Below are 25,414 nucleotides of genomic sequence, written 5' to 3'. Positions count from 1 at the left end.
GCGCACCGCCGGCTGCGGTGCGCCCCCTGGGGTGGGACGGTCAGGAGGTCGGGGCCGTCAGGTCGTAGAAGGTGGTGGAGCCGACCGTCTTCGCGGTGAAGTGGCTCGTCACCCAGCTCTCGATCTGGGAGGTCTCCGACTCCTTCTCCCCGGTGTCGCCCCGTCCGCTCTCGGCCCCGCCGAAGCCGCGGTGGGAGCCGCCGGCGATGAACCAGTGGACCTTGCCCTCCTGGACGTACTTCTGGAAGCCGGCCAGGCTGAGCGAGGGGTCGGTGCCGTTGAAGCCGCCGAGGGCCATCACCGGCTTTCCGGTGGCGAGTTGGTAGCTGGCGGCGTTCTGCGAGCCGCTGGTGGCGGCCGCCCAGGTGTACTGGTCGGCGTTCTCCTCGAGCAGGGCGGCGGCCTCCTCGCTCACCTTGGTGCCGCCGAGCAGGCCGCCCATGCCGCCCGCTCCGCCCATGCCGCCCGAGCCGCTGGGGCCGCCCATGCCGCCGGGGCCGAAGGCGCCCGGGTCCTCGCCGCCGCCGGGGTTGCCGGTGCCCGGGTCGGCGGTCCCGGGGTTGCCGGTCCCGGGGTTGCCGGTGCCAGGGTTGGCGCCCGTGCCGCGCTCGCGGTGACCGTTGCCGCCGTCCGGGCCCTTGCCCGAACCGCCGCCCGGCCAGCCGCCGTTGAAGCCGTTGAAGCCGTTGCCGCCGTTGAAGCCGCGCTGGCCGCCCTGGCCGCCGCCGTTGCCCCCGCCGTTGAAGCCGTTGCCGCCGCCCTGGCCGAAGCCGGGTGCGCCCCCGTTCTGCCCGCCGCCGTTCTGGCCGGGCTGGAAGCCCCGCCCGTTGCCCGCGAAGCCCTGCCCGCCGTGCCGGCCGCCGCCGCCCGGGCCGGAGGCGCCCTGGACGGCCGGCCCGGCCGTCACGATGGAGCCGCTGTGCGCCGTGTTGACGGTGTCCACCGCGTACGCGGCCGGCCCGCCGAGCGCGGCCGCCAGGCCGACCAGGCCGGCGACCGAGGCGATCCGCGCCCCGAGCCGCCCGTCGGCCCGCCCGGCCAGCTGTCCGGCGACCAGCGCGGCCGCCGCCACCAGCCCGCCGACCAGCACCGCCCAGCGCAGCCAGGGCAGGAACTCCGCGCTCCGCCCGAGCAGGACGAACGCCCACACCGCCGTCACCGCGAGGGTGCCGGCCAGCACCAGCGCCCACGGAAGCCGGTGCCGGGCCCGCCACAGGCCGTCCACGCCCATGCCGACCAGCGCCGCGACGGCCGGGGCGAGCGCCACCGTGTAGTACTGGTGGAAGATCCCGGACATGAAGCTGAACACCAGCGCGGTGGACAGCATCGCGCCGCCCCAGACCAGGAACGCCGCGCGGGCGGTGTCGGTGCGGGCGTAGCGGCGGGTCGCCCACAGGGCGGCGACCAGCAGGATCAGCGCGGCCGGCAGCAGCCAGGCGATCTGCCCGCCGATGTCGCTCCCGAACAGCCGGGTGAGGCCGGTCTGGCCCCAGCCGCGGCCGCCGCGCATCGCCCCGGCGGGCAGGTCGAGCCCGGCCGGGAGCCGCCCGCCGCCGCCGACGCTGCCGGTCTCGTCGCCGTTGATCCGGCCGAGGCCGTTGTAGCCGAAGGTGAGGGAGAGGAAGCTGTCGTCCTGCGAGCCGCCGACGTACGGGCGGGCCGAGGCCGGCAGCAGCTCGACCACCGCGACCCACCAGCCGCCCGCGACCACCATGGCCGCGCCCGCGAGCAGCAGCTGCCGCACCCGCCGCCACAGGCCGGTGGGCGCGACGACCAGGTAGACCAGCGCGAAGGCGGGCAGCACGAGGAAGGCTTGCAGGGTCTTGGTCAGGAAGGCCAGGCCGAACATCGCCCCGGTGAACACCAGCCACCGGGTGCCCGCCGCCTCGATGGCCCGCACCAGCCCGTACGCGGCCAGGGTGAGCAGCAGGGCCAGCAGCGCGTCGGGGTTGTTGAAGCGGAACATCAGCGCCGCGACCGGGGTGAGCGCCAGGGCGGCCCCGGCGAGCAGGCCGCCGAGCGGGGAGAAGCGCCGGCGCACCGTCGCGTACACGACGCCGACGGTGGCGGCGCCCATCAGGGCCTGCGGGGCGAGCACGGACCAGGAGGACAGGCCGAAGACCCGCACCGACAGGGCCATCGGCCACAGCGACATCGGGGGCTTGTCGACGGTGATGAAGTTCCCGGCGTCGGAGGAGCCGAAGAAGAAGGCCTTCCAGCTCTGGCTGCCGGCCTGGACGGCGGCCGAGTAGAAGGCGTTGGCCCAGCCGGAGGCGCTCAGGCCCCAGAGGTAGAGGACGACGGTCGCGGCCAGCAGTGCCAGCAGGGCCGGGCGCACCCAGCGCGGGTCGTCCGCGCGGCCGCGCCAGGCGCGGGCGGGGAGGGTGCGCAGCCGGCCGGACCAGGAGGCGGGGCCCTTGGGGCCGGTGGGTGGCAGGGGCTGCTCGGGGAAGAGCGGCGCCGGGTCCGGCCGGGCGGGGTCCGGCTGCGGCACCTCCGGCGGCGGGAAGTCCGCGGCCTCGGGCCACGGTTCGCCGGCCGGTGTGGAGTAGCTGGTCGTGGTCATGCGCCATACCGTGCGTGGTGCGGCTGAGAGGAGCGTGAGACGACGCTGTGAGACGGGTGTGATCTGCGGGGCGTTCGGGTGATCGCGTGATCGGGCGGGGCCGCCGGGGGGCCGGTCGGGCGGCCTTCGGCGTGGTCAGGCGGCCTTCGGCATGGTGAGGTGCTGGCCGAGCCACTCCAGGGCCGGGGGGATCTCCCGGGTCCAGGTGTGGAAGTTGTGGCCGCCGGTGTCCAGGGTGATGGTGGACAGCTTGGTGGGGGCCTTGAAGGCGCCGACCATGGCCTGGGTGTCGGCGTAGTTGTTCTCGTCGTAGCTGGTGGTGAGCAGCAGGGAGACGGGGGCGGCCGGCTGGTTCTTCAGCCGCCACAGCAGGTCGTTCTGCTCCTTCAGCTGGTCGTTGCCGCCGAAGAGGTCGCCGGTGGTCTCGTCGTGGGCCGCGCTGTAGTAGCCGGAGAGCGCGACCGCCGCGCGGTAGGAGTCGGGCTTGCGCATCGCGAACTTGAGCGCGCAGTAGCCGCCGGTCGAGTTGCCGATCACGGCGCGGCTCGCCGGGTCGGTGCCGAGCCGGTAGGTGGTGGCGAGGGCCTTGGGCAGGTCGGTGGTGAAGAAGGTCTCCGCCTGGGGGCCGCCCGGCACGTCGACGCACTCGGTGTCCCGGTTGCCGACGACCGTGGGGCGCATCATCACCAGGACGGTCGGCGGCAGCTTCTTCTGCTCGATCGCGGTGAGGGTGGAGGCCGGGTACTGCATCAGCGAGATCAGCTTCTCCGGGGTGCCCGGGTAGCCGGTGAGCACCAGGGCCATCGGGAACCGCTGCTGCGCGTAGTCCGGCTGGAAGTACTGCGGGGGCAGGTAGACGAACGCCTCGGTGCTCAGGCCGGTCGAGGCTCCTTTGACGGCGACCTGCTGGATCAGCCCGGAGCGCTCCCGGTCGGAGCCCTGGGCCGAGTAGAACTTCTGCTCGCCGGTGACGGCCACGGCGGCGTTCGGCGTGTGGTCGACGACCGTGCCCGGCTTGCCGTCGGTGCCGAGCAGGTCGCTCCAGGAGCTGTAGAAGCCGAAGTAGCCGTTGGCGATCAGGCCCATGGCGACCAGCACGGCGATCTGGGTGGCGAGGAAGGCGCCGATCCGGCCCGTCCAGGACTTCCAGCCCTTCCCGCCGAAGCGCGGCCAGAGCCACATGGTGGCGCCGAAGACGAGGATCGCGACGACCGAGGCGACGATCTGGAGGGGGAGTCCGGTGAGGCTGAGCACGCCCCGATCGTAGTTGACCTCGATCAGCGCCCCCGGGCGCCCCCTGCGCGCTCCCCGCACGCCCTCCGCACGCCCTCGGAATCCGGTTGACCGCGCCGGGCGGGCCCGCCAGCATGGCGGCGGACACGTGCACGCTGTGTGCGCGGGGCGTCACGGGGGCGGGGTTCATGAAGTCCATCACCAAGGCCGGTCTGGCCGTCGGCACCATACTGCTGCTCGCGGCCTGCTCCAGCGGTACCGGGGGCGGCGGGGGGAGCGCCGCGGGCGGGCCGTCCACCGGCGCGGCCCCGGCCCCGCCCGCGCCGACGCGGACGCCGACCCCCACCCCGACGCCGCCGCCGTACGGCCCGGTGCTCGGCACGAACATCGACCCGGTGAACACCGCGCTCGGCCAGGTAGCCGGGGCCAGGACCCTGGGCGACCTCGACGGCGTGCTCGGCGGCATCGCCGGCAGCGCGCGGACGGCCGGGCGGGGCCTGGGCCTGGTGACCGAGCCGGCCGCGGTCACCACGGCGCGGACCGAGCTGGTGGCGGCGCTGACCTCGCTGGCCGCCGACGCGACGAAGGTCCGCGGCGACATCAAGAGCAGGGCCGTCTGCGCGGTGGGTTCCGCGCAGGCCGAGCTGGGCGCCTCGCAGGGCCTGGCGGCGGTGTCGGCGGCCCTGGCCAAGATGGCGGCGGCCGGCTACCCGACGACCTTCGCCGTCCCGCAGACCCCCAAGCAGCAGTCCCGGTCGCTGGACAACGGCACCCTGGTGCGCGAGGGGCGGCTGCGTGGCGAGGGCGTGTTCAAGGTCGACAACGGCGGCAGGGGGGACGCGGTCGTCTCGCTCGCGCTGAACGGCAAGTCGGTGCACTCGGTGTACGTGGCCAAGGGGCAGAAGGCCAGCATCGAGGGCGTCGAGGACGGCACGTACGAGGTGTACTTCGCGGGCGGGGTGGACTGGGACTCCGACGCGAAGGCGTTCACGCAGAGCTGCCGGTTCACCAAGTTCCAGGACACGCTGGCGTTCGAGACCGGGCGCACCGCGACGTCCTGGTCGATCACCCTCCAGCCGACGGTCGGCGGCAACGCCAAGACCGACGAGGTGGACGCGAACTCCTTCCCGCAGCCGTAGCCCGGGCGAGCGGGCGGGCCGACACGAGGCCCCGACGGACGGGCACGGCCGGTGCCGTGGGGTGTCATCGCGCCCGCCCTTAACGGGCATACCGGGGCGGATGGTTGCCGCCCCGGGCCGCAACGGCCGATTGCCGTCGGCGAGTTCGGCCAATACGGTTGACCACTTGAAGTGACCATGGCACTTTCGTGCGGCGCGGGCCTCGGCGACCAGTCGTACACCCCGCGATCCCCCACAAGGAGAGCCATGTTCAAGAGACTTGCCGCGATGGCCGGCGTCGGCGCCGTCGTCGCGGGCGGGCTGACCCTCGCCGCCGTCCCCGCGCACGCCGTCCAGGCCAGCGACCTGACCTCCACCATCGCGCTGAGCAACTGCTCGGCCTCGCTGGTGCGTTACCCCACCTCGGTGGCCGGCGACCGGGCCCTGATGCTCACCAACGGCCACTGCCTGCCGACCATGCCCACGGCCGGCCAGGTCATCCAGAACGCGAGCGCGAGCCGCAGCGGCACCCTGCTCGACGGCGCCGGCAACAGCCTCGGCACCGTCCAGGCCGACAAGGTCGTCTACGCGACCATGACCGGCACCGATGTCGCGCTCTACCAACTCACCGACACCTACGGCTCGATCAGCTCCAAGTACGGCGCCACCGCGCTGACGGTCAACGACACGCACCCGACCGACGGCGCCGCGATGTACATACCCTCCTCGTACTGGAAGCAGGTGTGGAACTGCTCCGTCAACGGGTTCGTGCCCACCCTGCGCGAGGACCAGTGGACCTGGCACGACTCGCTGCGCTACAGCTCCGGCTGCAACACCACGCACGGCACCTCCGGTTCGCCGATCATCGACTCCGCCAGCGGGCGGATCATCGGCATCAACAACACCGGCAACGACAACGGCGAGATGTGCACCCTGGACAACCCTTGCGAGGTCGCCGCCGACGGCACCACCAAGGCCGTCAAGGGCCAGAGCTACGGTGAGGAGACCTACTGGTTCACCACCTGCCTCGGCAACGGCCGGGTCATCGACCTCAACGTGGCGGGCTGCCTGCTCACCAAGCCGGCCGGCAGCGGCGCGGTCTCCGTCAGCAGCCCCGGTGACCAGTCCACGGCGGTCGGCGGTGCGGTGAACCTCCAGATCAACGCTTCCGGTGGTACGGCGCCGCTGTCGTACAGTGCGACGGGTCTGCCGGCCGGGCTGGCGATCAACGCCTCCACCGGCGCGATCACGGGTACCGCCACCACGGCGGGCTCGTCGAACGTGACGGTGACGGTGAAGGACTCGGCGGGCAAGTCGGGTACGGCGAGCTTCACGTGGACGGTGACCGGTGGCGGTGGCGGGACCTGCACGCCGGCGCAGCTGCTGGGCAACGCGGGCTTCGAGACGGGCTCGGCGGCGCCGTGGACGACCAGCTCCGGCGTGGTGGACAACAGCTCCTCGCAGGCTGCGCACGGTGGTTCGTGGAAGGCGTGGCTGAACGGCTACGGTTCCTCGCACACCGACACGCTGGCGCAGACGGTGACGATCCCGGCGGGCTGCAAGGCGACGCTGAGCTTCTGGCTGCACATCGACACCGCTGAGACGGGCAGCACCGCGTACGACAAGCTGACCGTGGCGGTGAACGGGACGACGCTGAAGACGTACTCCAACGTGGACGCGGCGGCGGGCTACCAGCAGCGGACCTTCGACCTCTCGTCCTACGCGGGCCAGAGCGTCACCCTGAAGTTCACCGGCACCGAGGACGCCTCGCTGCAGACGAGCTTCGTGATCGACGACACCTCCATCCAGACCAGCTGACGCGCCACCGGTACACCGTCCGGCCCCGGGGCTCCCACGCCCCGGGGCCGGACCGTGCGCCCGGTGTCACGCCCGGCGGGCGTCGGTGATCCGGGCGGGGACGGCGCCGAGCCACCAGGTGGGGTCGGCGGTGCCGTCGGTGGTGCGGCCGTCGTGGTGCACGTAGTGCCGCACGTCGCGCCCGGCCTCGGCGAACTCGCCGTTCAGGGCGCGCTCGATCCACTCGGCGCCGAAGCGGAAGACCTCGGCGGCGACCCCGCCCAGCGGGTGGAACTCGTTCTCGTAGACGCGCAGTTCCTTGGGCGCGCGGACGCGCTCGTAGTTGGCCAGGGCCTGCTCCAGCCGGGTCAGTTCGTCGAACTCGCCGATGCCGTACAGGACCGGGCAGTCGATCTCCTGGACGAGGTCGCCGAGCGGCATCCGGGCGACCAGTTCGCGGTCGAAGGCCTCCTCGTCGGTGTAGCCGGCCATGTACATGTAGTTGTTCTTGAAGGTCGGCTGGGCCTGCTCGAAGATCGTCTGGAAGTCGCCGGTGACGGCCTCGAAGGCGGCCAGCGCGGCGAGCCGGCGGTCGGTGGCGGCGGCGCGCGAGCCCCAGTAGCCGCTCATCGAGATGCCGAACATGCCGATCCGCTGCGGGTCGACCTCCGGGAGCGAGGCCAGGTGGTCGAGGTAACGGCCGATCGCCCGCTCGTAGTTGGTGAGGTCGACGGTGAGCCCGTTGGCCCGGGTCTCGCCCTGGCCGGGGCCCTCGATGGACAGGGCGACGATGCCGCGGGAGGTGTAGTACCGCTCGGCGGCGTAGATGTAGTCCTCCTTGATCATGTCCATCCCCGGGCCGAGGATCACCGCGGGGGCGTTGCGCACTTCGCCGGCCGGCAGGTGCAGCAGGCCGTAGATCCGGCCGCCCTCGAAGTCCAGCTCCACCCGGCGGACCCGGTCGTCGCGCAGCGCGCCCAGGCGCTCCACGCAGTGGTTGGCGTGCTCGCGGAAGGCGAGCTTGCGCGGGTCGGTGGCGTCGAAGACGGAGTACTGGGCGCGGCCCCACATCACCGCGGCGCGCACGTACAGGTCGGCGGCGGTCTGGGCGAAGCCGCCCCGCTCGTGGTGGGCGGCGCGCTCCTCGGCCTGCCCGGCCACGGTGGCCCAGGCCTTGGGGAGCATCGCTCCGCTCTGCACCAGCGCGAAGACCTTGTCGAAGTCGGTGTGGTCGTGGCCGAGCTGCTCCAGGGTGCCCTTGGCCTGGGGGTGCAGGGCGTCGAAGCCGCCCTGGGCGAGGGCGATGTCCAGGGCCCAGCTCTGTCCGGTCGAACGAACGGTCATGACGGGTGTCCTCCATGCGGATAGGGGGCTCGGTGGCGGTGCCGCCCGAGTCGCTAAGTACTTATCTATTAAGTACTTAGGATATTCTGCTGTCAACCCGCCCATCGATCGAGCCACGGAGGCCGCCCCCATGTCGCAGCCCCAACCCGCCCCCGCCCGCGAGCAGGCCCTCGACCGGCTCGCCCGCGCCGCCTACAGCCTCAGCGCCGCCGACTCCCGCCTGCGCGGACGCGCCACCCGCACCCCCGGCGCACTCTCCCTCACCCACGCCCGGGCCCTGCGCGTCCTGGCCGAGGCGGGCCCGCTGTCGATCGGCCAGCTCGCCGCCGCCACCGAGACCACCAGCGCCGCCACCACCCAGCTGGTCAACAACCTCGCCACCGCCGGCTACGTCACCCGGGAGCGCCCCCCGGGCGACAAGCGGTCCGTCCTGGTCGCCCTCACCGACGCGGGCCGGCGCCGCCACGGCGAACGCCAGGACGCCCTGGCGCAGGCGCTCGACACCGCCCTCGCGCACCACGACGCCCCCGCCCTGGACGCCGCGACCGACGTGCTGCGGCAGCTGGTCGCCATCTACGACCGGCTCTGACCGGGGGGCGGGGGCGTGTCCTGCGTACGGATCGCGGATCGTGGTTCGGGGCCGTCGGGTCGTCGCGGGGCCGCCGCGGGCCCGTTACGGGGCCAGGGCGGCGGTGACGGCGGCTTCGGCGTGCAGGCGGGTGGTGGGGAAGGTGGGGACGGGGCTGTCCTCGGGGCGGACGAGCAGTTCGATCTCGGTGCAGCCGAGGACGACCCCCTGGGCGCCGGCGGCCACCAGTTCGTCGATCACCCGGCGGTACGCCGCGCGGGACTCCTCGCGGACCACGCCGAGGCACAGCTCCTGGTAGATCACCCGGTGGACCAGGGCGCGGCTGTCGGGACCGGGGACGAGGACGTCGAGGCCGTGGGAGGCCAGCCGGCCGCGGTAGAAGTCCTGTTCCATGGTGAAGGCCGTGCCGAGCAGCCCGATCCGGCGCAGTCCGGCGGCCCGGACGGCGTCCGCGGTGGCGTCGGCGAGGTGCAGCAGCGGGACGGGGGTCGCGGCCGCGACCTGGTCGGCGACCTTGTGCATGGTGTTGGTGCAGATCAGCAGCAGTTCGGCGCCGGCCGCCTCCAGGGACCGCGCCGCGCCGGCCAGGACCTCGCCGGCCTCGGTCCAGCGGCCGTCGGCCTGGAGCCGTTCGATGACGGCGAAGTCGACCGAGTGCAGCACGAGCGGCGCGGAGTGCAGGCCGCCGAGGCGGTCGCGGGTGAGTTCGTTGAGGAGCCGGTAGTACTCGGCAGTGGATTCCCAGCTCATGCCGCCGATCAGGCCGAGGGTCTTCATACCGCCATTTATAAAGCAATGCGGGAATTGAAAGCAAAGGTATAAGGATTACTTGGAATTGCCCTGAGGAATCCAGCGCGGTACGCGGTGCTGCCATTCCCGGGCGAACACCACCGAACCGGCCTCCAGCGCGCGCAGCTGCACGATGCTGAGGAAGTGCCCGGCGTCGCAGCGCAGTTGGGTGCGGGTCTGGACGGTGACGTCCCAGCCGATGTCGGGGCGTTCGAGGCGCACGGTGTGGTCGGTGCGGGCCTGGGCGCTGAGCGGGGCGTCGGTGAGCACCCGGTAGGCGGTGACGGTGTGCTCGTCGCGGACCAGGCCGTCGGGGTGGGTGCGGCTGCCGTCGGTGGCGGGGGAGAGTTCGGAGCGCCATTCCCGGCGGCCGATGTCGTGCACGGTGACGTGCTCGGGCCGGGCGGTCAGCGGCTCGGTGCGGTGGATGTCGAGCGGCTCGGGCAGGGCGGGGGCCTCGAAGGCGACGGGGGCGGCGCCGACGTCGGCGGCGAGGTGCCGGGTGGGCAGGGTGAGGGCGGAGCGGGACGGGTCGATGGCGTAGCCGGCGTCGTCCGGGGTGGGCCACACCCACGGCCAGTAGACCGAGGAGAGGGCGAGCCGCAGCCGGTGCCCGGCCGGGAGGGTGCCGGCGCAGGCGGCGAGCTCGACGTCCGCGTCGGGGCCGGTGGCGACCAGGACGCCCCGGGTGAGCAGCGTGGAGGTGCCGTCCGGGCCGACGGCGCAGAGCCGGGCGGTGATCTGGGCGGGCGGGCCGCCCGCGCGCAGGCGCAGCCGCACGGTCGGGATGCCGAGCAGTTCGACCGGTTCGGGCAGCGGCTGGGAGTCGAAGCAGACCGAGCGGCCGTCCTCCTCGCGCTGGTCGGGCGGCTGGTCGGCGGGGCGGCCGAGCGGGACGTAGGCGCCGGCGTTGAGGCCGGTGTGCTGCGGGGAGCGGACGCGGACGTGGCGGTCGTCGGAGGCGGTGCCGGCGGTGCGCAACGGGCCGTCGAGGCCGTAGTGGATCTCCCGGACGTCGGGGGAGGGCCAGGCGTCCTCGCCGGTCCAGCGGGTGCCGATCCAGCTGCGCAGGGCGGGCTCCGCCAGGGCGCCGGTGTCGAGGTCGCGCAGCCAGTGGTCCCACCAGCGCAGGGTCTCGGGGAGGGTGTCCTCGGGCAGGCCGTGCGGCCAGGGGCCGAGCAGGGCGCGGGCGGTGGGGGAGGTGGCGAGCAGGCGCAGCACGAAGGAGCAGGACGGGTCGCCCCAGCCGGCGACGGCGAAGGTGGGGGCGGGGACGGGGACGGTGGTCTCGCCGGCGGCGAGCCAGGCGTCGACGGGCGGGTCCAGGGATTCGAGGCGGGCCAGCCAGTCGGCGCGCCAGGCGTCGCCGACGTGCCGGGGGTCGGGCGGGAGGGCGGCGCCGGCGACCAGGGCGGTGAGCCGGGTGTGCAGGTCGGCGGCGAGCAGGGCGCCGCCGAGGCGGTGGCCGCCTTCGGGGCAGACGGTGACCACGGCGCCGACGGTGTCGGGGGCGCGGGCCGCGAGCAGCAGGGCGGTGGTGCCGGCGGCGCCGACGCCGAGCAGGCCGACCCGGCCGCTGCACCAGGGGCGGTGGGCGAGCCAGTCGAGGACGGCGGCGCCGTCGTCGAGCTCCTGGTCGCCGCCGGGTTCGCCGGGCAGGCCGTCGGAGTTGCCGTGGCCGCGGGTGTCGACCCGGACGGCGCCGTAGCCGTGGCCGGCGTACCAGGGGTGGCGGCGGGCGTCCTCGGCGGCGGTGCGGTCGGTGAGCCGGCCGGCGGAGTACTCCAGCAGGGCGGGGACGGGTTCGTCGCTGACCGGGCGCCACAGCCGGGCGGCCAGTCGGGTGCCGTCGGGCAGCGGGATGCGGACGTCCTCGCGGGTGGTGCGGAAGGGGTAGGACGGCATGGCCGCTCCCATCGGATCCCGGGCCGGTGAGCGCCGGAGGGCCCGCGGCGCGTGGGGGGAGCGTGCCGCGGGCGTCGGCATCTCGACCCTAGGGGAGGAATCGTCCGATTTCCTGACGAAGGCGGCGCGGTGGTCGCGGCCCGCCGTTCGGGGCGGCCGGGTCGGGGGCCGGATGGGGTGGCCGGACGGAGCCCGGTGCGAACGGGCGTGCGCCCGCTGCCGTACGCCCCTCGTCCGCGCCCGCGTGCCCCCGTTCGCCGTCGTCCGGCATTTGCACATGACTTGCAACTGCTTCCCCGAGGGGGGAAAGATGGCCCAGCTTCGCCCGGACCACCCGAAAGGACCACAGGATGTCCAGCCCCGCCGCAGGTGCCTCGCCCGTCAGATGGCGTGACCGGCTCACCCGGGAGGAGTGGATGCGCCTGGCCGGAATGGGCGGGTTCATCCTCGCGCTGCACGTCGTCGGCTGGTTCACCCTGCTCGCGCTGGTCGCGCCCGAGCACTACGACGTCGGCGGGCAGGTGTTCGGCGCGGGCATGGGCCTGACCGCCTACACCCTCGGGATGCGGCACGCCTTCGACGCGGACCACATCGCGGCGATCGACAACACCACCCGCAAGCTGATGGGCCAGGGCAAGCGGCCCCTGTCGGTCGGCTTCTGGTTCTCGCTCGGGCACTCCTCGATCGTCTTCGGCCTCTGCGCGCTGCTCGCCTTCGGCATCCGCTCGCTCGCCGACCAGGTGGAGGCGGACGACTCGACCCTGCACACGATGACCGGCCTGATCGGCACCACCGTCTCCGGGACGTTCCTGCTGCTCCTCGGCCTGATCAACCTGGGCGCCTTCAACGGCATCCTCAAGGTGTTCCGCCGGATGCGCGTGGGCGAGTACGACGAGGCCGAGCTGGAGCGCCAGTTGGAGCGGCGCGGGCTGATGAACCGCATCCTCGGCCGGGTGACCAGGGCCGTCACCAAGCCCTGGCACATGTACCTGGTGGGCCTGCTGTTCGGCCTCGGCTTCGACACCGCGACCGAGGTGTCGCTGCTGGTGCTGGCCGGCGGCGCGGCGGCGTTCTCGCTGCCCTGGTACGCGCTGCTCACGCTGCCGATCCTGTTCGCGGCCGGGATGAGCCTGCTGGACACCATCGACGGCTCGTTCATGAACTTCGCCTACGAGTGGGCCTTCTCCAAGCCGGTCCGCAAGATCTACTACAACCTGACCGTCACCGGCCTGTCGGTGCTGGTCGCGCTGGTGATCGGCCTGGTCGAGCTGATCGGCCTGCTCGGCGAGAAGCTGGACATCACCAGCGGCCCGATCGCCTGGATCGGCGGGCTGGACCTCAACTTCGTCGGCTACGCGATCGTCGGCCTGTTCGTGCTGACCTGGGTCGGGGCGATCGCCTACTGGAAGTTCGGCAAGGTCGAGGAGAAGTGGTCGGCCGGCCTGGCCGCCGCGGCCGCCAAGTCGGAGTAGCGCGGACCCCGAGGGGGGCGGTGGCCGGAGTCCGGTCACCGCCCCCCTCGGGTTTCCGGGGCCTACCGCAGCGCGGCGAGCACCGCGTCCGCCATCACCTTCTCGCCGGTGGCGTTCGGGTGGAACGGCACGGCGGGCGAGCCGGGCAGCGCGCCCTCGATCCAGCGGTCGTCCGAGCACACGTCGTGCCCGGCGGTGGGCGTGGCGGTGTCGACGTACGTCGCGCCGCCGGCCGCGGCGGTGGACTTGAGCGCGGCGTTCAGCTTGTCGAGCACGCCGTGCATGTACTCGACGTCGCCCGGGGTCACGGGCTGGCGCAGGATGCACGAGCGGCCGTCGGCGGGCAGCACGGACGGGTAGCCGACCAGCAGCACCCGGGCCCGCGGCGCCTTGGCGTGGATGCGCCGCAGCGTGTCGGCGACCTGCGGCGCGATGCTGCTGGTGATCCGCTCGGCCAGGTCGTCGTTGCCGTACTGCCAGGACCAGCTGCTCCAGTCCCAGTAGCCGTGGTGGTAGACGTCCTTGCAGGGCGTGCCGAGCGGGTTGACGACCGCGCCGGCGATGCAGGTGGCGACGAGTTCGCCGAGGCCGAGGTCGCTGGCCGCGAGGTCGTTGCCGCCGATGCCGAGGGTGACCAGGTCGGTGTCGGGGGTCACCGCGTCCAGCTGCGGGTCGTTGACCCGGATGAAGGCGTCGTACTGCGGCTGCGTCATGGCCTTGACCTTGGCGGCGGCGCAGGTGACGTCGGTGTACGCGCCGGCCTTGAGGGCGGCGGCGACCAGGTGGCCGTAGTTGCGGTCGGAGCGCAGGCACAGGCCGGCCGACTGGCCGGGCACGCCCGCGCCGGCGGCGTAGGAGTCGCCGAGCGCCACGAGGTGCCTGGGCGTCGGGGTGGCGGCCTGGGCGCTGGTGGAGGTGAGTGCGAGGGCGGCGCCCAGGGCGACGGTGGCGAGTGCGGTGGAGCTGCGCAGGTGTCGGGGCTTCCGGGCAGGGGGGAGCACGGTTCCTCCTGGGGGGAGAGAAACGACGGGTGGGGGTCGTGCCGGGCCGCGGCTACTCGCAGGTAAGTTACTTGTTGGTTTCGTGGACGTCCATGCCGTGCGCGGAAATTTCCGAAATTCCGTCAGATCGCATTTCGCATTTCGCTCCACCGTGTGTCGAAGACATTTCCGAAACGGTGTGGAGCGGAATTGCCGCAGTCGGTTGTTACCGGCCGGTTGACCGGACGTCACCGCAGGCCGCAGTATCGGGCGCACAGCGACGGCGCCCACCCCGCGCGCGCCGTCCCGCTCGCCGCGACGGAGGACTGCGCATGGCCCTGGACGCCGACGTCATCGTCATCGGAGCAGGACTCGCCGGACTCGCCGCCACCGCCGAACTCGCCGACGCCGGACGGAAGGTGATCCTGCTCGACCAGGAGCCCGCGGCCTCGCTCGGCGGCCAGGCGCACTGGTCCTTCGGCGGCCTCTTCCTGGTCGACTCGCCCGAGCAGCGCCGGATGCGGATCCGCGACTCGCACGCCCTCGCCCGCCAGGACTGGTTCGGCACCGCCGGCTTCGACCGGCCCGAGGACGCCTGGCCGCGCCGCTGGGCCGAGGCCTACGTCGACTTCGCGGCCGGCGAGAAGCGCTCCTGGCTGTACGGCCTGGGCGTCCGGTTCTTCCCCGTCGTCGGCTGGGCCGAGCGCGGCGGCCTGCTCGCCGACGGCCCGGGCAACTCGGTGCCCCGCTTCCACATCACCTGGGGCACCGGGCCCGGACTGCTGGAGCCCTTCGTCCGCCGGGTCCGCTCCGCCGCCGCCCGCGGGCTGGTCGACCTGCGCTTCCGGCACCGGGTCACCGGCCTGGCCGCCACCGCGGGCGTCACCGACACCGTCACCGGCGAGGTGCTGGTGCCCAGTTCGGCCGCCCGCGGCGAGGCCAGCTCGCGCGAGGCCGCCGGACGGTTCGAACTGCGCGCCCAGGCCGTGATCGTGACCTCCGGCGGCATCGGCGGCAACCACGACCTCGTCCGCAAGGCCTGGCCCGCCCGGCTCGGCACCCCGCCCGCCAAACTGCTCTCCGGCGTCCCCGCCCACGTCGACGGGCTGATGCTCGGCATCGCCGGCGACGCCGGTGCCAGCCTCATCAACGGCGACCGGATGTGGCACTACACCGAGGGCATCGAGAACTGGGACCCGATCTGGGCCCGGCACGGCATCCGCATCCTGCCCGGCCCGTCCTCGCTCTGGCTGGACGCGCGCGGCAACCGGCTGCCCGTCCCGCTCTTCCCCGGCTTCGACACCCTCGGCACGCTCGACCACATCATGTCCACCGGGTTCGGGCACACCTGGTTCGTGCTCAACCAGCGCATCATCGAGAAGGAGTTCACCCTCTCCGGCTCGGAGCAGAACCCGGACCTGACCGGGAAGTCCGTGCGCGGCGTCCTCGGCCGCGCCCTGCCCGGCGCCCCCGGTCCGGTCCGCAGCCACCTGCGGCACGGGCCCGACTTCGTCGTCGCGAGCAACCTCGCCGACCTCGCCCGCGGCATGAACGCCAGGACCCGCGAATCGCTGATCGACCCCGCCGAACTGCGCCGCACCGTCGAGGCCCGCGACCGGCAGTTCGCCAACCCCTTCTCCAAGGACCTCCAGGTCACCGCCGTCCACGGCGCCCGCCGCTACCTCGGCGACAAGCTGATCCGGGTGGCCCCGCCGCACCGCATCCTCGACCCCGGCGCCGCCCCGCTGATCGCCGTCCGGCTCAACATCCTCACCCGCAAGTCCCTCGGCGGCCTGGAGACCGACCTCTCCGCCCGCGTCCTGCGCCCCGACGGCGAACCCCTCCCGGGCGTGTACGCCGCCGGCGAGGCCGCCGGCTTCGGCGGCGGGGGCGTCCACGGCTACCGCTCCCTGGAGGGCACCTTCCTCGGCGGCTGCCTCTTCTCCGGCCGCACCGCCGGCCGCGCGGCGGCGCAGGCCACGGCGTAGCGGCCCGGGGTACGGGCGGGTGCGGCCTCAGCGCTCGTCGGTGAGGCCCAGCCGCAGGTGCTCGACGTGGTACACGGCCTGGTCGAGGAGGGCGGCGACGTGGTCGTCGTGCAGGGAGTAGACCACCGAGCGGCCCCGGCGCTCGCCGACGACCAGGCCGAGGTTGCGCAGCAGCCGCAGCTGGTGGGAGCAGGCGGACTGCTCCATGCCCACGGCGTCGGCGAGTTCGGTCGCCGCGCGCGGGCCCTCGCGCAGCTCGGCGAGGATCAGCAGTCGGGAGGGGGTGGCCAGCGCCTGGAGGGTGGTCGCGACCTTGGCCGCGTTGGAGGCGTCCAGGCGCATCCGCGGTACGGCTTTCTCGGTGGTCGCGTGTCCCATGGGGGCATCCTACGGACCGCCGCCGAACCCCGGCACCCGGTACCCGGCGGTGACTCTGGGCATGCCAGGTAGGCTGCGCGTGCAGCGTGCCCCGTGACCAGGAGGAGTTCCAGAGCCGATGAGCCGCCGAGACCGGGACCGCAAGCAGGCGGCCGCCTCCCCGGTGACCGTCACCGTCTGCCGGGGCTGCTGCTGCGGCACCGAGGCCAAGCACCCGGGGGTGGACCACGCCGGGCAGTACGAGCGGCTGCGGGCCGCGGTGGGTACGGCGGGCCGGGTCCGCGCGGTCAAGTGCCTGGACGTGTGCACCCAGTCCAACGTGGTGGTGGTCGGCCCCTCCGGGGAGGGGCGGGCGGCGGGCGGGCGCCCGGTCTGGCTGGGCTTCGTGCTGGCGGACGACATGATCGACGAGATAGCCGCCTGGGTGCACGCGGGCGGCCCCGGGCTGGCCGACCCGCCCGGACTGCTCGACCTCCAGCTGATCTCGGTGTCCCGCCGGGTCCGCGAGGGCCTGGCGGAGTAGCGGACGGTGGAGCCGATCCGTCCTCATCACGGTTGGGACGCAGCGGGGTTGGCCGATCCGGCGGCCGAGCAGGATCCGCTGGACGCCGCCCTCGGCGGTCCCACTAGCATGACCGGTGGCTGCCAGCGGTTCCGCCCAGGGAGGACGACGATGACGACGGTCTGCCGCATCTGCGCGGGCACCGGCCGGACCGCCGGTCTCAGCTGCCGGACCTGTCAGGGCACCGGGACCACCGAGGTGGGCGGCGGGGGCGGCAACTGCTTCCTCTGCGACGGCACCGGGGTGTACGTCCGCTACCGGGTGGACGCGACCGGCGCCAAGCACGCCTACCGGGACGAGATCTGCCGCACCTGCGACGGCACCGGCAACCGGTCCCCCTCCACCTGGGACGAGCCCTCCGGCTGAGCGCCCCCGTCCGCGCCGGCGCCGACGGGGGCTCAGGCCGCGCCGCCGGCGGCGGCCATGATCCGGGGTCGGCCCGGTGCGGGCGCGTTCTTTACCTGATCATGGTCGAACATTGGTGTTCGAATGGGCGACGCGCTGCGGCCCGTTCACCCCGCGTCCGTGTGCGGTCAACGCGTCGCTGGAAGAGTCCCGCGCATGGATATCCCTCACATGGGCGTACCGGCCAAGCTCGCTGACCGCATGAGCACGGCCGAGCAGCACGAGTACCTGCGGGCCCGCTTCTCCCGCCGCCGGATGCTGCGCGCCGGCGCCGTGACCGTCGGTGCCGTCGCCGTCGGCGGCGCGCTGGGCAGCGGAACGGCCTTCGCCGCGCCGGCGAGCCCGCAGCTGCTGACCGGTGCCACGACGGCCGGTGTCGACGGTTCGCTGGTCGCGCCGATCGGGCGCCACCTCCAGTTCGGCCCCGAGCCGGACACCCAGTTCCGCATCTCCTGGCAGGTCCCGGCGCCGGTCAAGAAGCCGTTCCTGCGCTTCGGCAAGACCCCGTGGGAGCTCAGCCACAAGCTCCAGGCCGAGGTCCGCACCCTGCACACCCCGGCGCTGACCCCGAACAGCCAGCCGGTGGACCAGTACTACCTGCACGTGGCGCTGGAGGACCTGCACCCCGACACCACCTACTACTACGGTGTCGGCCACGAGGGCTTCGACCCGGCCTCGCAGCAGCAGATCTCCACCCTGCACACCTTCCGCACCGCGCCCTCCCGCGACCACCGCTGGGGCAAGGTCTACGAGCCGTTCACCTTCACCGCCTTCGGCGACCAGGGCGTCAGCTCGCACGCGGCCGGCAACGACCACATCATCAAGGCCCAGAAGCCGTCCTTCCACCTGCACGCCGGCGACATCTGCTACGCCGACCCGGCGGGCTCCGGCACCGACCCGGACAAGGCCTCGTACAACGCGAAGACCTGGGACGACTTCCTGGTCCAGACCGAGACGGTCGCCGCGGAGATCCCGTGGATGGTCGCGTACGGCAACCACGACATCGAGGCCTGGTACTCGCCCAACGGGTACGGCGGCGAGAACACCCGCTTCTTCCTCCCGGACAACGGCCCGGACCCGCGCAAGGTCCCCGGCGTCTACACCTTCCGCTACAAGAACGTCGGCGTCATCTCGCTCGACGCCAACGACGTCTCCTACGAGATCCCGGCCAACCTGGGCATCTCGGCGAACAAGCAGACCAAGTGGCTGGAGCGCACCCTCAAGGACCTGCGCAACGACGAGACGATCGACTTCGTCGTGGTCTTCTTCCACCACTGCGCCTTCTCCACCACCGTCGCGCACGCCTCCGAGGGCGGCGTCCGCGAGGCCTGGGTGCCGCTGTTCGAGAAGTTCCGGGTGGACCTGGTCATCAACGGCCACAACCACATCTACGAGCGCACCGACGCGATCCTCGGCAACAAGGTCTCGAAGCAGGTGCCGAGCGGCGCCACCATCGAGCCGGCGAAGGACGGCGTCGTCTACGTGACCGCGGGCGCGGCCGGCCGCAGCCTGTACAAGTTCGACGTGCCGGACACCTACGAGGGGCACGAGAACCACCAGGACGAGGTGAAGACCTACTACTGGGGCAAGGGCAAGGTGAAGGTCCCCGAGACCATCCAGTGGTCGCGGGTGCGCTACACCGGCTACTCCTTCATCAAGGTCGACGTCACCCCGGCCCACCTGGGCCAGAAGTCGTCCATGAAGGTGACCGCGCTGGCCGAGGACGGCACGCAGATCGACAACTACACGATCCTGCGCAAGGTCGGCGAGGGCTGGGACTCGGACCACGACGACGACGGTCAGGGCGGCGGCTGGGGCTGGTAGTCCCCGAACCGGCTCGCCGGGCCCCGGCGTCGAGGAAGTCCGCACCTCGACGCCGGGGCCCCGTGCGTGCGGGGCCGATCAGGGGCCCGGTGCGCTCAGCGTCGGGGCCCGTACATGATCACCGCGACCCCGGCCAGGCAGACCAGCGCGCCCACCACGTCGTAGCGGGTCGGCCGGAAGCCGTCCACGACCACGCCCCAGAGCAGCGACCCGGCGACGAACACCCCGCCGTACGCGGCCAGCACCCGGCCGAAGTGGCTGTCCGGCTGCAGCGCCGCGACGAAGCCGTACCCGCCGAGCACCACCACCCCCAGTCCGGCCAGCCACCACGGCCGCTGCTCGCGCACGCTCTGCCAGATCAGCCAGCAGCCGCCGATCTCGGCGAGGGCGGCGACGACGAACAGGGCGACGGAACGCAGGACGGTCATGACCGACAACCCTAGGCGTCAGGACTGGCGGTACGTCGCGAGGAAGCGGCCGATGCGGTTGATGGCCGTCTCCAGGTCGTCGGCGCGGGGCAGGGTGACGAAGCGGAAGTGGTCCGGGCGGGGCCAGTTGAAGCCGGTGCCCTGGACGACGTGGATCTTCTCGCGGAGCAGCAGGTCCAGCACGAACCGCTCGTCGTCGACGATCCGGTGCACCGCCGGGTCGAGCCGGGCGAAGGCGTACAGGGCGCCCTTGGGCTTGACGCAGCTGACGCCGGGGATCTCGTTGAGGGCCCTGAAGGCGACGTCGCGCTGTTCGGTGAGCCGGCCGCCGGGCAGCACCAGGTCGTTGATGGACTGGTGGCCGCCGAGCGCGGCCTGGACGGCGAACTGGGCGGGCACGTTGGGGCACAGCCGCATGCCGGAGAGCATGGTCAGGCCCTCCAGGTAGTCGGCGGCGTGCTGCTTGGGCCCGGAGACGACCAGCCAGCCGCTGCGGAAGCCGGCCACCCGGTAGGCCTTGGAGAGGCCGTTGAAGGTGAGGGTGAGGACGTCGTCGGCGAGGGCGGCGAGGCAGTGGTGCTCGGTGTCGTCGTAGAGGATCTTGTCGTAGATCTCGTCGGCCAGGACCATCAGCTGGTGGCGGCGGGCCAGGTCGAGGATGCCCTCCAGCAGTTCCTTCGGGTAGACCGCGCCGGTGGGGTTGTTGGGGTTGATGACGACGATGGCCTTGGTGCGGGCGGTGATCTTGGCGGCGATGTCGTCGAGGTCGGGGTACCAGTCGGCCTGCTCGTCGCACAGGTAGTGCACGGCCTTGCCGCCGGCCAGCCGGACCACGGCCGTCCACAGCGGGTAGTCCGGCATCGGGACGAGCACCTCGTCGCCGTCGTCGACGAGCGCGGTGACGGCCATCTGGATCAGCTCGGAGGCGCCGTTGCCGAGGTAGACGTCGTTGACGCCGACTCCGGTCACACCGCGCTGCTGGTAGTACTGCACCACCGCGCGGCGGGCGGGCAGGATGCCGCGGGAGTCGCTGTAGCCGTGCGCCTTGGGCAGGTTGCGGATGATGTCCTGGATGATCTCCTCGGGCGCCTCGAAGCCGAACGGGGCCGGGTTGCCGGTGTTCAGCCGCAGCACGCTGTGCCCGGCCTCCTCCAGGGCGTTGGCCTGGTCGACCACCGGGCCGCGGATCTCGTAGCACACGTTGTTCAGCTTGCTGGACTGCCGAAACTCCACTGTGGCCTCCCGACCGTTACCACCGCATCGTTGCTGATGCTTTGTTCTACCAAGTTGGCACTTGGAAAGTCCAACCTTTTGGCTATGCTGATCCACATGTCACGCCGAAGCTACGACCAGTACTGCGCCGTCGCCCGCGCCCTGGACGCGGTGGGGGAACGCTGGAGCCTCCTGATCGTCCGTGAACTCCTCGGCGGCCCGCGCCGCTACACCGACCTGCACGCCGACCTGCCCGGCGTCTCCACCGACATCCTCGCGGCCCGGCTCAAGCAGCTGGAGGGCGACGGCCTGGCCCTGCGCCGCCGGCTCGAACGGCCCGCCAACGCCACGGTCTACGAGCTCACCGAACGCGGCCGCGAACTGCGCCCGGTGATCGAGGCGCTGGGGGAGTGGGGCCTGCCCGCCCTCGGCGAGCAGCGGCCCACCGACGCCGTCCGCGAGCACTGGTTCACCCCCCGCCCGGCGGACGACGGGGCGCCCGTCGCGGGTTAGGGGCCGGTGCCGGCGTCGCTGCCGGGTCCGCTGCCGGTGCCCGGACCGGCCGCGCGTAGCATCGTCGGGCCACGGAGCCATCGGAGGAGAGCGGAGACCGCCCGTGCCCACCACCTACCGCAGTTACGTCGCCGTCGGGGACTCCTTCACCGAGGGCATGTGCGACGACCTGCTGCCCGACGGCCACTACCGGGGCTGGGCCGACCGGCTCGCCGACGCGCTCGCCGCCGAGGTCGAGGCCGGGGGCGACGGCGGCTTCCGCTACGCGAACCTCGCCGTCCGCGGCAAGCTCATCGGCCAGATCCACGACGAGCAGCTCCCCGCCGCCACCGCGATGGGCGCCGACCTGGTGACCCTCGTCGGCGGCCTCAACGACGCGCTGCGCCCCGGCTGCGACATCGCCCGGGTCGAGCGGCTGCTCGGCCGCTGCACCGAGGAGCTGCGCGCCACCGGCGCCACCGTGGTGCTGTTCACCAGCACCGACCCGACCCGCAGGATGGCGGGCAGCGCCCGGCTGCTCCCGGCCATCCTGCGGATGAAGGCCTTCGTGCACGAGCTCGGCCAGGACGAGGGCGTCGCCGTCGTCGACCTGTTCGCCGCCCCCTGCTTCGACGACCGCCGGCTCTGGGCCGAGGACCGCCTGCACCTGTCGCCCGAGGGCCATCGCCGGGTCGCCGAAGGGGTGCTGGAGGCTCTCGGCCGCCCCGCCGCCTCCGACTGGCGCGCCCCGCTGCCGCCCGCCGCCCCGCCCGGCCGGGCCGAGCGGCTGCGTGCCGACGCCCGCTGGCTCGGCGGCCACCTGGGGCCGTGGATCGGCCGCCGGCTGACCGGGCGCTCCTCCGGCGACGGCCGGCCGCCGAAGCGGGCCGAGCTGCTGCCCTACTCGGCTCCGGGGACGGCTGCGGGTTCGGCTCCGGGTTCGGTGGCGGACTCGGCGGCGGATCCGGCTGCGGGCTCGTAGACCAGGCTCGCCATCGGGGAGCGGGTGGTCCAGCCGAGCGAGGCGTAGAGCGCCCGGCCGTCCGGGGTGCCGACCAGGACGGCGGTGTCGGCGCCCGCCTCGTGCCCGGCGTTCTGGAGGGTCCGCATCACCAGGGCGCCCAGGCCCCGGCGCCGGTGCTCGGGCGCGGTCAGGATCTGGTCCGGGACGGCCACGGGGCCGGCCAGGCCCGCCTGGCCGCGTGCGGCGAGGTGTCCGGCCTCGGTGCGGACCAGGGTCCGGACGGTCCCGCCCCGGGTCCAGGTGGTCACCGTGTAGCCGGCCGGCACCTCGGGCCGCTCGGCGGCCAGCGGGACGGTCATCAGGTATCCCGGCCGGTCGAGCCGCCACTGCGGGCCCAGCCAGGGCCGGACGACGGCGTCCTCGGTGAACAGCTTCAGCCAGGTGCCCGGTGCGGTGGTGGCCTCGGCGATCTTGCGGACGTCGGGTTCGGCCGGTTCGGGCAGCACGTGCCGGGCGACGTGGCCGACCACGCCGACGTCGATCGTCCAGCCCCAGGGCTCGTCCACCGCTTCGGCCGCGCCGCGCGAGACGCTCCAGCCGGCGATCCACATCCGGACGAGTTCGTTGACGGTCGGGTCCTGCACTCCTACCCCCGTATGCCGTGGGCGTGCACCTCGTAATAGGTGCACTGCCAGTTGACACCTTACCGACGGTGGGGTGGGTGTGGCCAGTGCCCAGTAGGCTTGGCGGTTCGACGCACCGGACGGCCGGTGCCCACGCTGGAAGGACCACGCGACGTGCGCGAGACCGAGCCGCCGCAGCACCCCACGGCGGCTCAGCCGACCGAGCTGCGCTCCGACTGCACCAGCTGCTTCGGCCTCTGCTGCGTCGCCCTGCCCTTCGGCGCCGGGACGGACTTCGCCGTCGACAAGGCCGCCGGCAGCGCCTGCCGCAACCTGCAGACCGACTTCACCTGCGGCATCCACGAACGCCTCCGCGACCGGGGCTTCCAGGGCTGCACCGTCTACGACTGCTTCGGCGCCGGGCAGCGCGTCTCCCAGGTCACCTTCGGCGGCCGCAGCTGGCGCGAGGCGCCGGCCGACGCCAAGCCCATGTACGACGTCTTCCCGGTGGTGCGCCAGCTCCACGAACTGCTCTGGTACCTCACCGAGGCGCTCGGCTACGCCCCCGCCCGCCCGGTCCACGCCGAGCTGCGGCAGGCCCTGGAGGCGACCGACCGACTCGCCGGCGGCACCCCCGAGGAGATCCTCGCCGTCGACGTCCCCGCCCACCGGCAGCGGGTCAGCGACCTGCTGCTGCGCGCCAGCGAACTCGTCCGCGCCGCCGTCCCCCGCCGCCGCGAACACCGCGGCGCCGACCTCTTCGGCGCCCGGCTGCGCGGCGCCGACCTGCGCGGTGCCAACCTGCGCGGCGCCCTGCTCGTCGCCGCCGACCTCGGCGGTGCCGACCTGCGCCTCGCCGACCTCGTCGGCGCCGACCTGCGCGACGCCGACCTCTCCGGCGCCGACCTCACCGAGGCCCTCTTCCTCACCCAGGCCCAGCTGAACGCGGCCCGCGGCGACGCCGCCACCCGCCTGCCGGGCGCCCTCGCCCGGCCCACCCACTGGCCCGCCACGGCCTCCGCCCCGGCGTCCGCCGCCGCCGGCGCGCGTGGCCCCCGCAAGCCGCGCAGCGGCGGCCGTCCGGGCGGCCCGCGCCGCCGCTGAGGCCCGCCGCGCCAACGGTCGAGCCCGCCCGGCAGCTGTCCGCCGGGCGGGCTCGGTGTTCCTGGCGTCCGGTGCCTGCTGCCCGGTGCTGACAGCCGTTCCGTTGACGGTCCGTCGGGTGGGGTCAGGCCGTGAGCAGGCGGGAGCGGAGGGCGGCTGCCCGGGCGGGGGAGAGGCCGAGGGCGCCGGTGGCGTAGGCCTCGACCGAGCCGTGGCGGGCGGTGAGGTCGGCGAGGGCGAGGCGGATGACCGTCTCGGGGGCGCGTCCGTAGCCGGGCCAGCGGAGGGTGCGGCCGGGGTGGGCGGCGTGCCATTCGGCGATGAGGTGCGGCGTGGCCAGCTCGGTGAGGGCGAAGTCGGCGGCGATGACGTCCTCGGTGACGCCGAGCAGGGTGAGGACGAGGGCGGCGATGAGCCCGGTGCGGTCCTTGCCCGAGGCGCAGTGGAAGACCACGGGCTCCTCGGCGGCGGCGATCACCTCCAGGGCCTCGCGGATCTCCTCCACCCCGTCCTCGGCGACCTCGGCGAAGCGGTCGGCGAGGTAGCGCCAGGGGTCGACGTCCGGGTCGATCTCGGCCTGGTCGTAGGGGCGGTGCTCGATCGAGAGGTTGTGGTAGACCAGCCCTTCGTAGTCGGGCACCCGGCCCTTGGCGGCGATCTCCCAGGGGTAGCGGAGGTCGATCACGGTGCGCACGCCGAGGGCCTGGAGCCGGTCGAGGTCGGCGGGCGAGGTGAGCTTGCCGAGCGAGTCGGAGCGGTAGAGCAGGCCCCGGCGGACGGACCGGCCGTCGGCGGCGGGGAGCCCGCCCAGGTCGCGGAAGTTGTGCAGCCGTTCGAAGGTGAGCTGACGCGTTGTCATGCGCGGCACTCTAACCAGTGGGGCCTCGGCGCCCGGTGGGGCCCGGGTGTCCGGCGCCTTCGTAGCCGGCGGTGAGGAGTTCGAAGGCGCGGTCGGCGTTGGTGGTGGCCTCGAAGTGGAGTTCGTCGGCGGTCCGGCCGCCGTCCCGGATCCGGTGCCAGTTGTGTTCGGCGAGGACCCGCTGGGTGGCGGTGACCTGGGCGGCGAGGAGGGGGGCGGTGAGGTGCCGGGGCGGGGCCAGGTCGGGGGCCTCGTGCAGCGCCCGGGCGAGGGACTGTTCGGCGCGGGCGAGGTATTCGGCGCCCCGGGCCCTCAGGCTCGGCGTGGAGTACACCAGATCGCTGAACGCCAGGACCCGGGGGTCGTCGTTGAGCCCGGTGATGGGGTCGCGCCGGGCGAGCCCGTCCAGGAAGTCCCGGTGCAGGGCGGCCAGCACCGTTTCGCCGGCCGCCCGGCCGCGGACCACGTCGGCGGCCTGGTCCTGGTGGTCGGCGAAGCGGTGGACGACCAGGTCCTCCTTGGTGGGGAAGTAGCTGAACAGCGTCGGCTTCGACACCTCGGCGGCGGCCGCGACGTCCGCCACCGGGACCGCGTCGAAGCCGTGCTCCAGGAAGAGCGCGATCGCGGCCTCGGAGATCGCCCGCCGCGTCCGTTCCTTCTTCCGTTCCCGCAGTCCGCTCATGGCGTCAGGCTAGCAGCAGGTCCTGACCCGGGCAGATTTCTAACCTGGTATGACATTTCCCCCGGGTGGGGTGCCGCCTGCCGCCCGCCATCCGCTGCTC

The 25,414-nt window shown here is 73.4% G+C and carries 21 protein-coding genes and 3 pseudogenes; 12 read left to right on the top strand and 12 right to left on the bottom strand.

Annotated features, from left to right (window positions below; genetic code table 11):
• Nucleotides 1-40: 40 nt before the first annotated feature.
• Nucleotides 41-2,566, bottom strand: a complete 2,526-nt coding sequence (locus ACFVTF_RS08965) for an ArnT family glycosyltransferase (RefSeq protein ID WP_387811118.1) — start codon at nucleotides 2,564-2,566, stop codon at nucleotides 41-43.
• 135 nt (nucleotides 2,567-2,701) lie between these two features.
• Entirely contained in the window at nucleotides 2,702-3,820 is a 1,119-nt protein-coding gene (locus tag ACFVTF_RS08960) for an alpha/beta hydrolase (protein WP_371516469.1), read from the bottom strand.
• A gap of 167 nt (nucleotides 3,821-3,987) precedes the next feature.
• Between ACFVTF_RS08960 and ACFVTF_RS08955 the strand changes: the two genes are divergently transcribed.
• The 3 genes and pseudogenes from ACFVTF_RS08955 to ACFVTF_RS08945 all read left to right on the top strand — a co-directional run.
• Nucleotides 3,988-4,938: a hypothetical protein gene (locus tag ACFVTF_RS08955; protein ID WP_387811115.1), complete on the top strand. Its 951-nt coding sequence runs from the start codon at nucleotides 3,988-3,990 to the stop codon at nucleotides 4,936-4,938.
• 177 nt (nucleotides 4,939-5,115) lie between these two features.
• Nucleotides 5,116-5,802: pseudogene (locus tag ACFVTF_RS08950) on the top strand (serine protease); the annotation flags it as partial.
• A 213-nt stretch (nucleotides 5,803-6,015) separates the two neighbouring features.
• Nucleotides 6,016-6,735, top strand: a pseudogene (locus ACFVTF_RS08945) (putative Ig domain-containing protein); the annotation flags it as partial.
• 66 nt (nucleotides 6,736-6,801) lie between these two features.
• Here the strand turns inward: ACFVTF_RS08945 and ACFVTF_RS08940 are convergent.
• Nucleotides 6,802-8,058 carry an alpha/beta hydrolase gene (locus tag ACFVTF_RS08940; RefSeq protein WP_387811112.1) on the bottom strand — a complete coding sequence of 419 codons (1,257 nt, stop codon included), beginning with the start codon at nucleotides 8,056-8,058 and terminating at the stop codon, nucleotides 6,802-6,804.
• A gap of 130 nt (nucleotides 8,059-8,188) precedes the next feature.
• Here ACFVTF_RS08940 and ACFVTF_RS08935 point away from each other — a divergent pair, with 130 nt between their 5' ends.
• On the top strand, nucleotides 8,189-8,647 hold the full coding sequence (locus tag ACFVTF_RS08935; protein WP_387811109.1) for a MarR family winged helix-turn-helix transcriptional regulator: 459 nt from the start codon (nucleotides 8,189-8,191) through the stop codon (nucleotides 8,645-8,647).
• Nucleotides 8,648-8,731: 84 nt separating this feature from the next.
• Here the strand turns inward: ACFVTF_RS08935 and ACFVTF_RS08930 are convergent, their stop codons facing one another.
• Both ACFVTF_RS08930 and ACFVTF_RS08925 read right to left on the bottom strand, forming a co-directional pair.
• Nucleotides 8,732-9,424, bottom strand: a complete 693-nt coding sequence (locus ACFVTF_RS08930) for an aspartate/glutamate racemase family protein (RefSeq protein ID WP_387811106.1) — start codon at nucleotides 9,422-9,424, stop codon at nucleotides 8,732-8,734.
• A gap of 48 nt (nucleotides 9,425-9,472) precedes the next feature.
• Nucleotides 9,473-11,341, bottom strand: coding sequence for a CocE/NonD family hydrolase (locus tag ACFVTF_RS08925; protein ID WP_387811103.1), 1,869 nt, complete (start codon nucleotides 11,339-11,341; stop codon nucleotides 9,473-9,475).
• Nucleotides 11,342-11,691: 350 nt separating this feature from the next.
• On the opposite strand from ACFVTF_RS08925, the gene ACFVTF_RS08920 reads away from it, so the two are divergent.
• Nucleotides 11,692-12,813 carry a HoxN/HupN/NixA family nickel/cobalt transporter gene (locus tag ACFVTF_RS08920; RefSeq protein WP_387811100.1) on the top strand — a complete coding sequence of 374 codons (1,122 nt, stop codon included), beginning with the start codon at nucleotides 11,692-11,694 and terminating at the stop codon, nucleotides 12,811-12,813.
• Between the two features lie 62 nt (nucleotides 12,814-12,875).
• Here the strand turns inward: ACFVTF_RS08920 and ACFVTF_RS08915 are convergent, their stop codons facing one another.
• A complete protein-coding gene (locus tag ACFVTF_RS08915) occupies nucleotides 12,876-13,814 on the bottom strand; it encodes an SGNH/GDSL hydrolase family protein (RefSeq protein ID WP_387811097.1) in 939 nt (312 codons plus the stop codon).
• Nucleotides 13,815-14,125: 311 nt separating this feature from the next.
• On the opposite strand from ACFVTF_RS08915, the gene ACFVTF_RS08910 reads away from it, so the two are divergent.
• Complete coding sequence (locus tag ACFVTF_RS08910) at nucleotides 14,126-15,781, top strand: FAD-binding dehydrogenase (RefSeq protein ID WP_387811094.1); 1,656 nt, start codon at nucleotides 14,126-14,128, stop codon at nucleotides 15,779-15,781.
• A gap of 27 nt (nucleotides 15,782-15,808) precedes the next feature.
• Here ACFVTF_RS08910 and ACFVTF_RS08905 read toward each other — a convergent pair whose 3' ends face one another.
• A complete protein-coding gene (locus ACFVTF_RS08905; protein WP_063347062.1) occupies nucleotides 15,809-16,159 on the bottom strand; it encodes a metalloregulator ArsR/SmtB family transcription factor in 351 nt (116 codons plus the stop codon).
• Between the two features lie 118 nt (nucleotides 16,160-16,277).
• Here ACFVTF_RS08905 and ACFVTF_RS08900 point away from each other — a divergent pair, with 118 nt between their 5' ends.
• The 3 genes from ACFVTF_RS08900 (at nucleotide 16,278) to ACFVTF_RS08890 (ending at nucleotide 18,950) form a co-directional block, all read left to right on the top strand.
• Nucleotides 16,278-16,682 (top strand): (2Fe-2S) ferredoxin domain-containing protein, encoded by a 405-nt coding sequence (locus tag ACFVTF_RS08900; protein WP_350886398.1) that lies wholly within the window; start codon nucleotides 16,278-16,280, stop codon nucleotides 16,680-16,682.
• Nucleotides 16,683-16,832: 150 nt separating this feature from the next.
• Nucleotides 16,833-17,087: a hypothetical protein gene (locus tag ACFVTF_RS08895; RefSeq protein WP_063347060.1), complete on the top strand. Its 255-nt coding sequence runs from the start codon at nucleotides 16,833-16,835 to the stop codon at nucleotides 17,085-17,087.
• Nucleotides 17,088-17,282: 195 nt separating this feature from the next.
• Entirely contained in the window at nucleotides 17,283-18,950 is a 1,668-nt protein-coding gene (locus tag ACFVTF_RS08890) for a fibronectin type III domain-containing protein (RefSeq protein WP_387811090.1), read from the top strand.
• Between the two features lie 95 nt (nucleotides 18,951-19,045).
• Here ACFVTF_RS08890 and ACFVTF_RS08885 read toward each other — a convergent pair whose 3' ends face one another.
• Nucleotides 19,046-19,378, bottom strand: coding sequence for a YnfA family protein (locus tag ACFVTF_RS08885; protein WP_063347058.1), 333 nt, complete (start codon nucleotides 19,376-19,378; stop codon nucleotides 19,046-19,048).
• A gap of 18 nt (nucleotides 19,379-19,396) precedes the next feature.
• Complete coding sequence (locus ACFVTF_RS08880) at nucleotides 19,397-20,611, bottom strand: pyridoxal phosphate-dependent aminotransferase (protein ID WP_387811087.1); 1,215 nt, start codon at nucleotides 20,609-20,611, stop codon at nucleotides 19,397-19,399.
• Nucleotides 20,612-20,707: 96 nt separating this feature from the next.
• Here ACFVTF_RS08880 and ACFVTF_RS08875 point away from each other — a divergent pair.
• Together ACFVTF_RS08875 and ACFVTF_RS08870 are read left to right on the top strand one after the other, a co-directional pair.
• Nucleotides 20,708-21,061: pseudogene (locus ACFVTF_RS08875) on the top strand (winged helix-turn-helix transcriptional regulator); the annotation flags it as partial.
• A 145-nt stretch (nucleotides 21,062-21,206) separates the two neighbouring features.
• Entirely contained in the window at nucleotides 21,207-22,064 is an 858-nt protein-coding gene (locus tag ACFVTF_RS08870) for an SGNH/GDSL hydrolase family protein (protein ID WP_387811084.1), read from the top strand.
• On the opposite strand, the gene ACFVTF_RS08865 is transcribed toward ACFVTF_RS08870, so the two are convergent.
• A complete protein-coding gene (locus ACFVTF_RS08865) occupies nucleotides 21,983-22,690 on the bottom strand; it encodes a GNAT family N-acetyltransferase (protein WP_387811081.1) in 708 nt (235 codons plus the stop codon). The genes ACFVTF_RS08870 and ACFVTF_RS08865 overlap by 82 nt on opposite strands.
• 153 nt (nucleotides 22,691-22,843) lie before the next feature.
• On the opposite strand from ACFVTF_RS08865, the gene ACFVTF_RS08860 reads away from it, so the two are divergent.
• Nucleotides 22,844-23,773, top strand: coding sequence for a pentapeptide repeat-containing protein (locus ACFVTF_RS08860; protein ID WP_387811078.1), 930 nt, complete (start codon nucleotides 22,844-22,846; stop codon nucleotides 23,771-23,773).
• 124 nt (nucleotides 23,774-23,897) lie between these two features.
• Here ACFVTF_RS08860 and ACFVTF_RS08855 read toward each other — a convergent pair whose 3' ends face one another.
• Nucleotides 23,898-24,632 (bottom strand): tyrosine-protein phosphatase, encoded by a 735-nt coding sequence (locus ACFVTF_RS08855; protein WP_387811075.1) that lies wholly within the window; start codon nucleotides 24,630-24,632, stop codon nucleotides 23,898-23,900.
• A gap of 10 nt (nucleotides 24,633-24,642) precedes the next feature.
• Nucleotides 24,643-25,314, bottom strand: coding sequence for a TetR/AcrR family transcriptional regulator (locus ACFVTF_RS08850; protein ID WP_387811072.1), 672 nt, complete (start codon nucleotides 25,312-25,314; stop codon nucleotides 24,643-24,645).
• Nucleotides 25,315-25,414: the final 100 nt, after the last annotated feature.

This window comes from Kitasatospora sp. NPDC057940, assembly GCF_042887425.1.
Classification (GTDB): domain Bacteria; phylum Actinomycetota; class Actinomycetes; order Streptomycetales; family Streptomycetaceae; genus Kitasatospora.
Note: the sequence above shows the minus strand (reverse complement) of the source record. Positions and strands in the feature narration are given on the sequence as shown.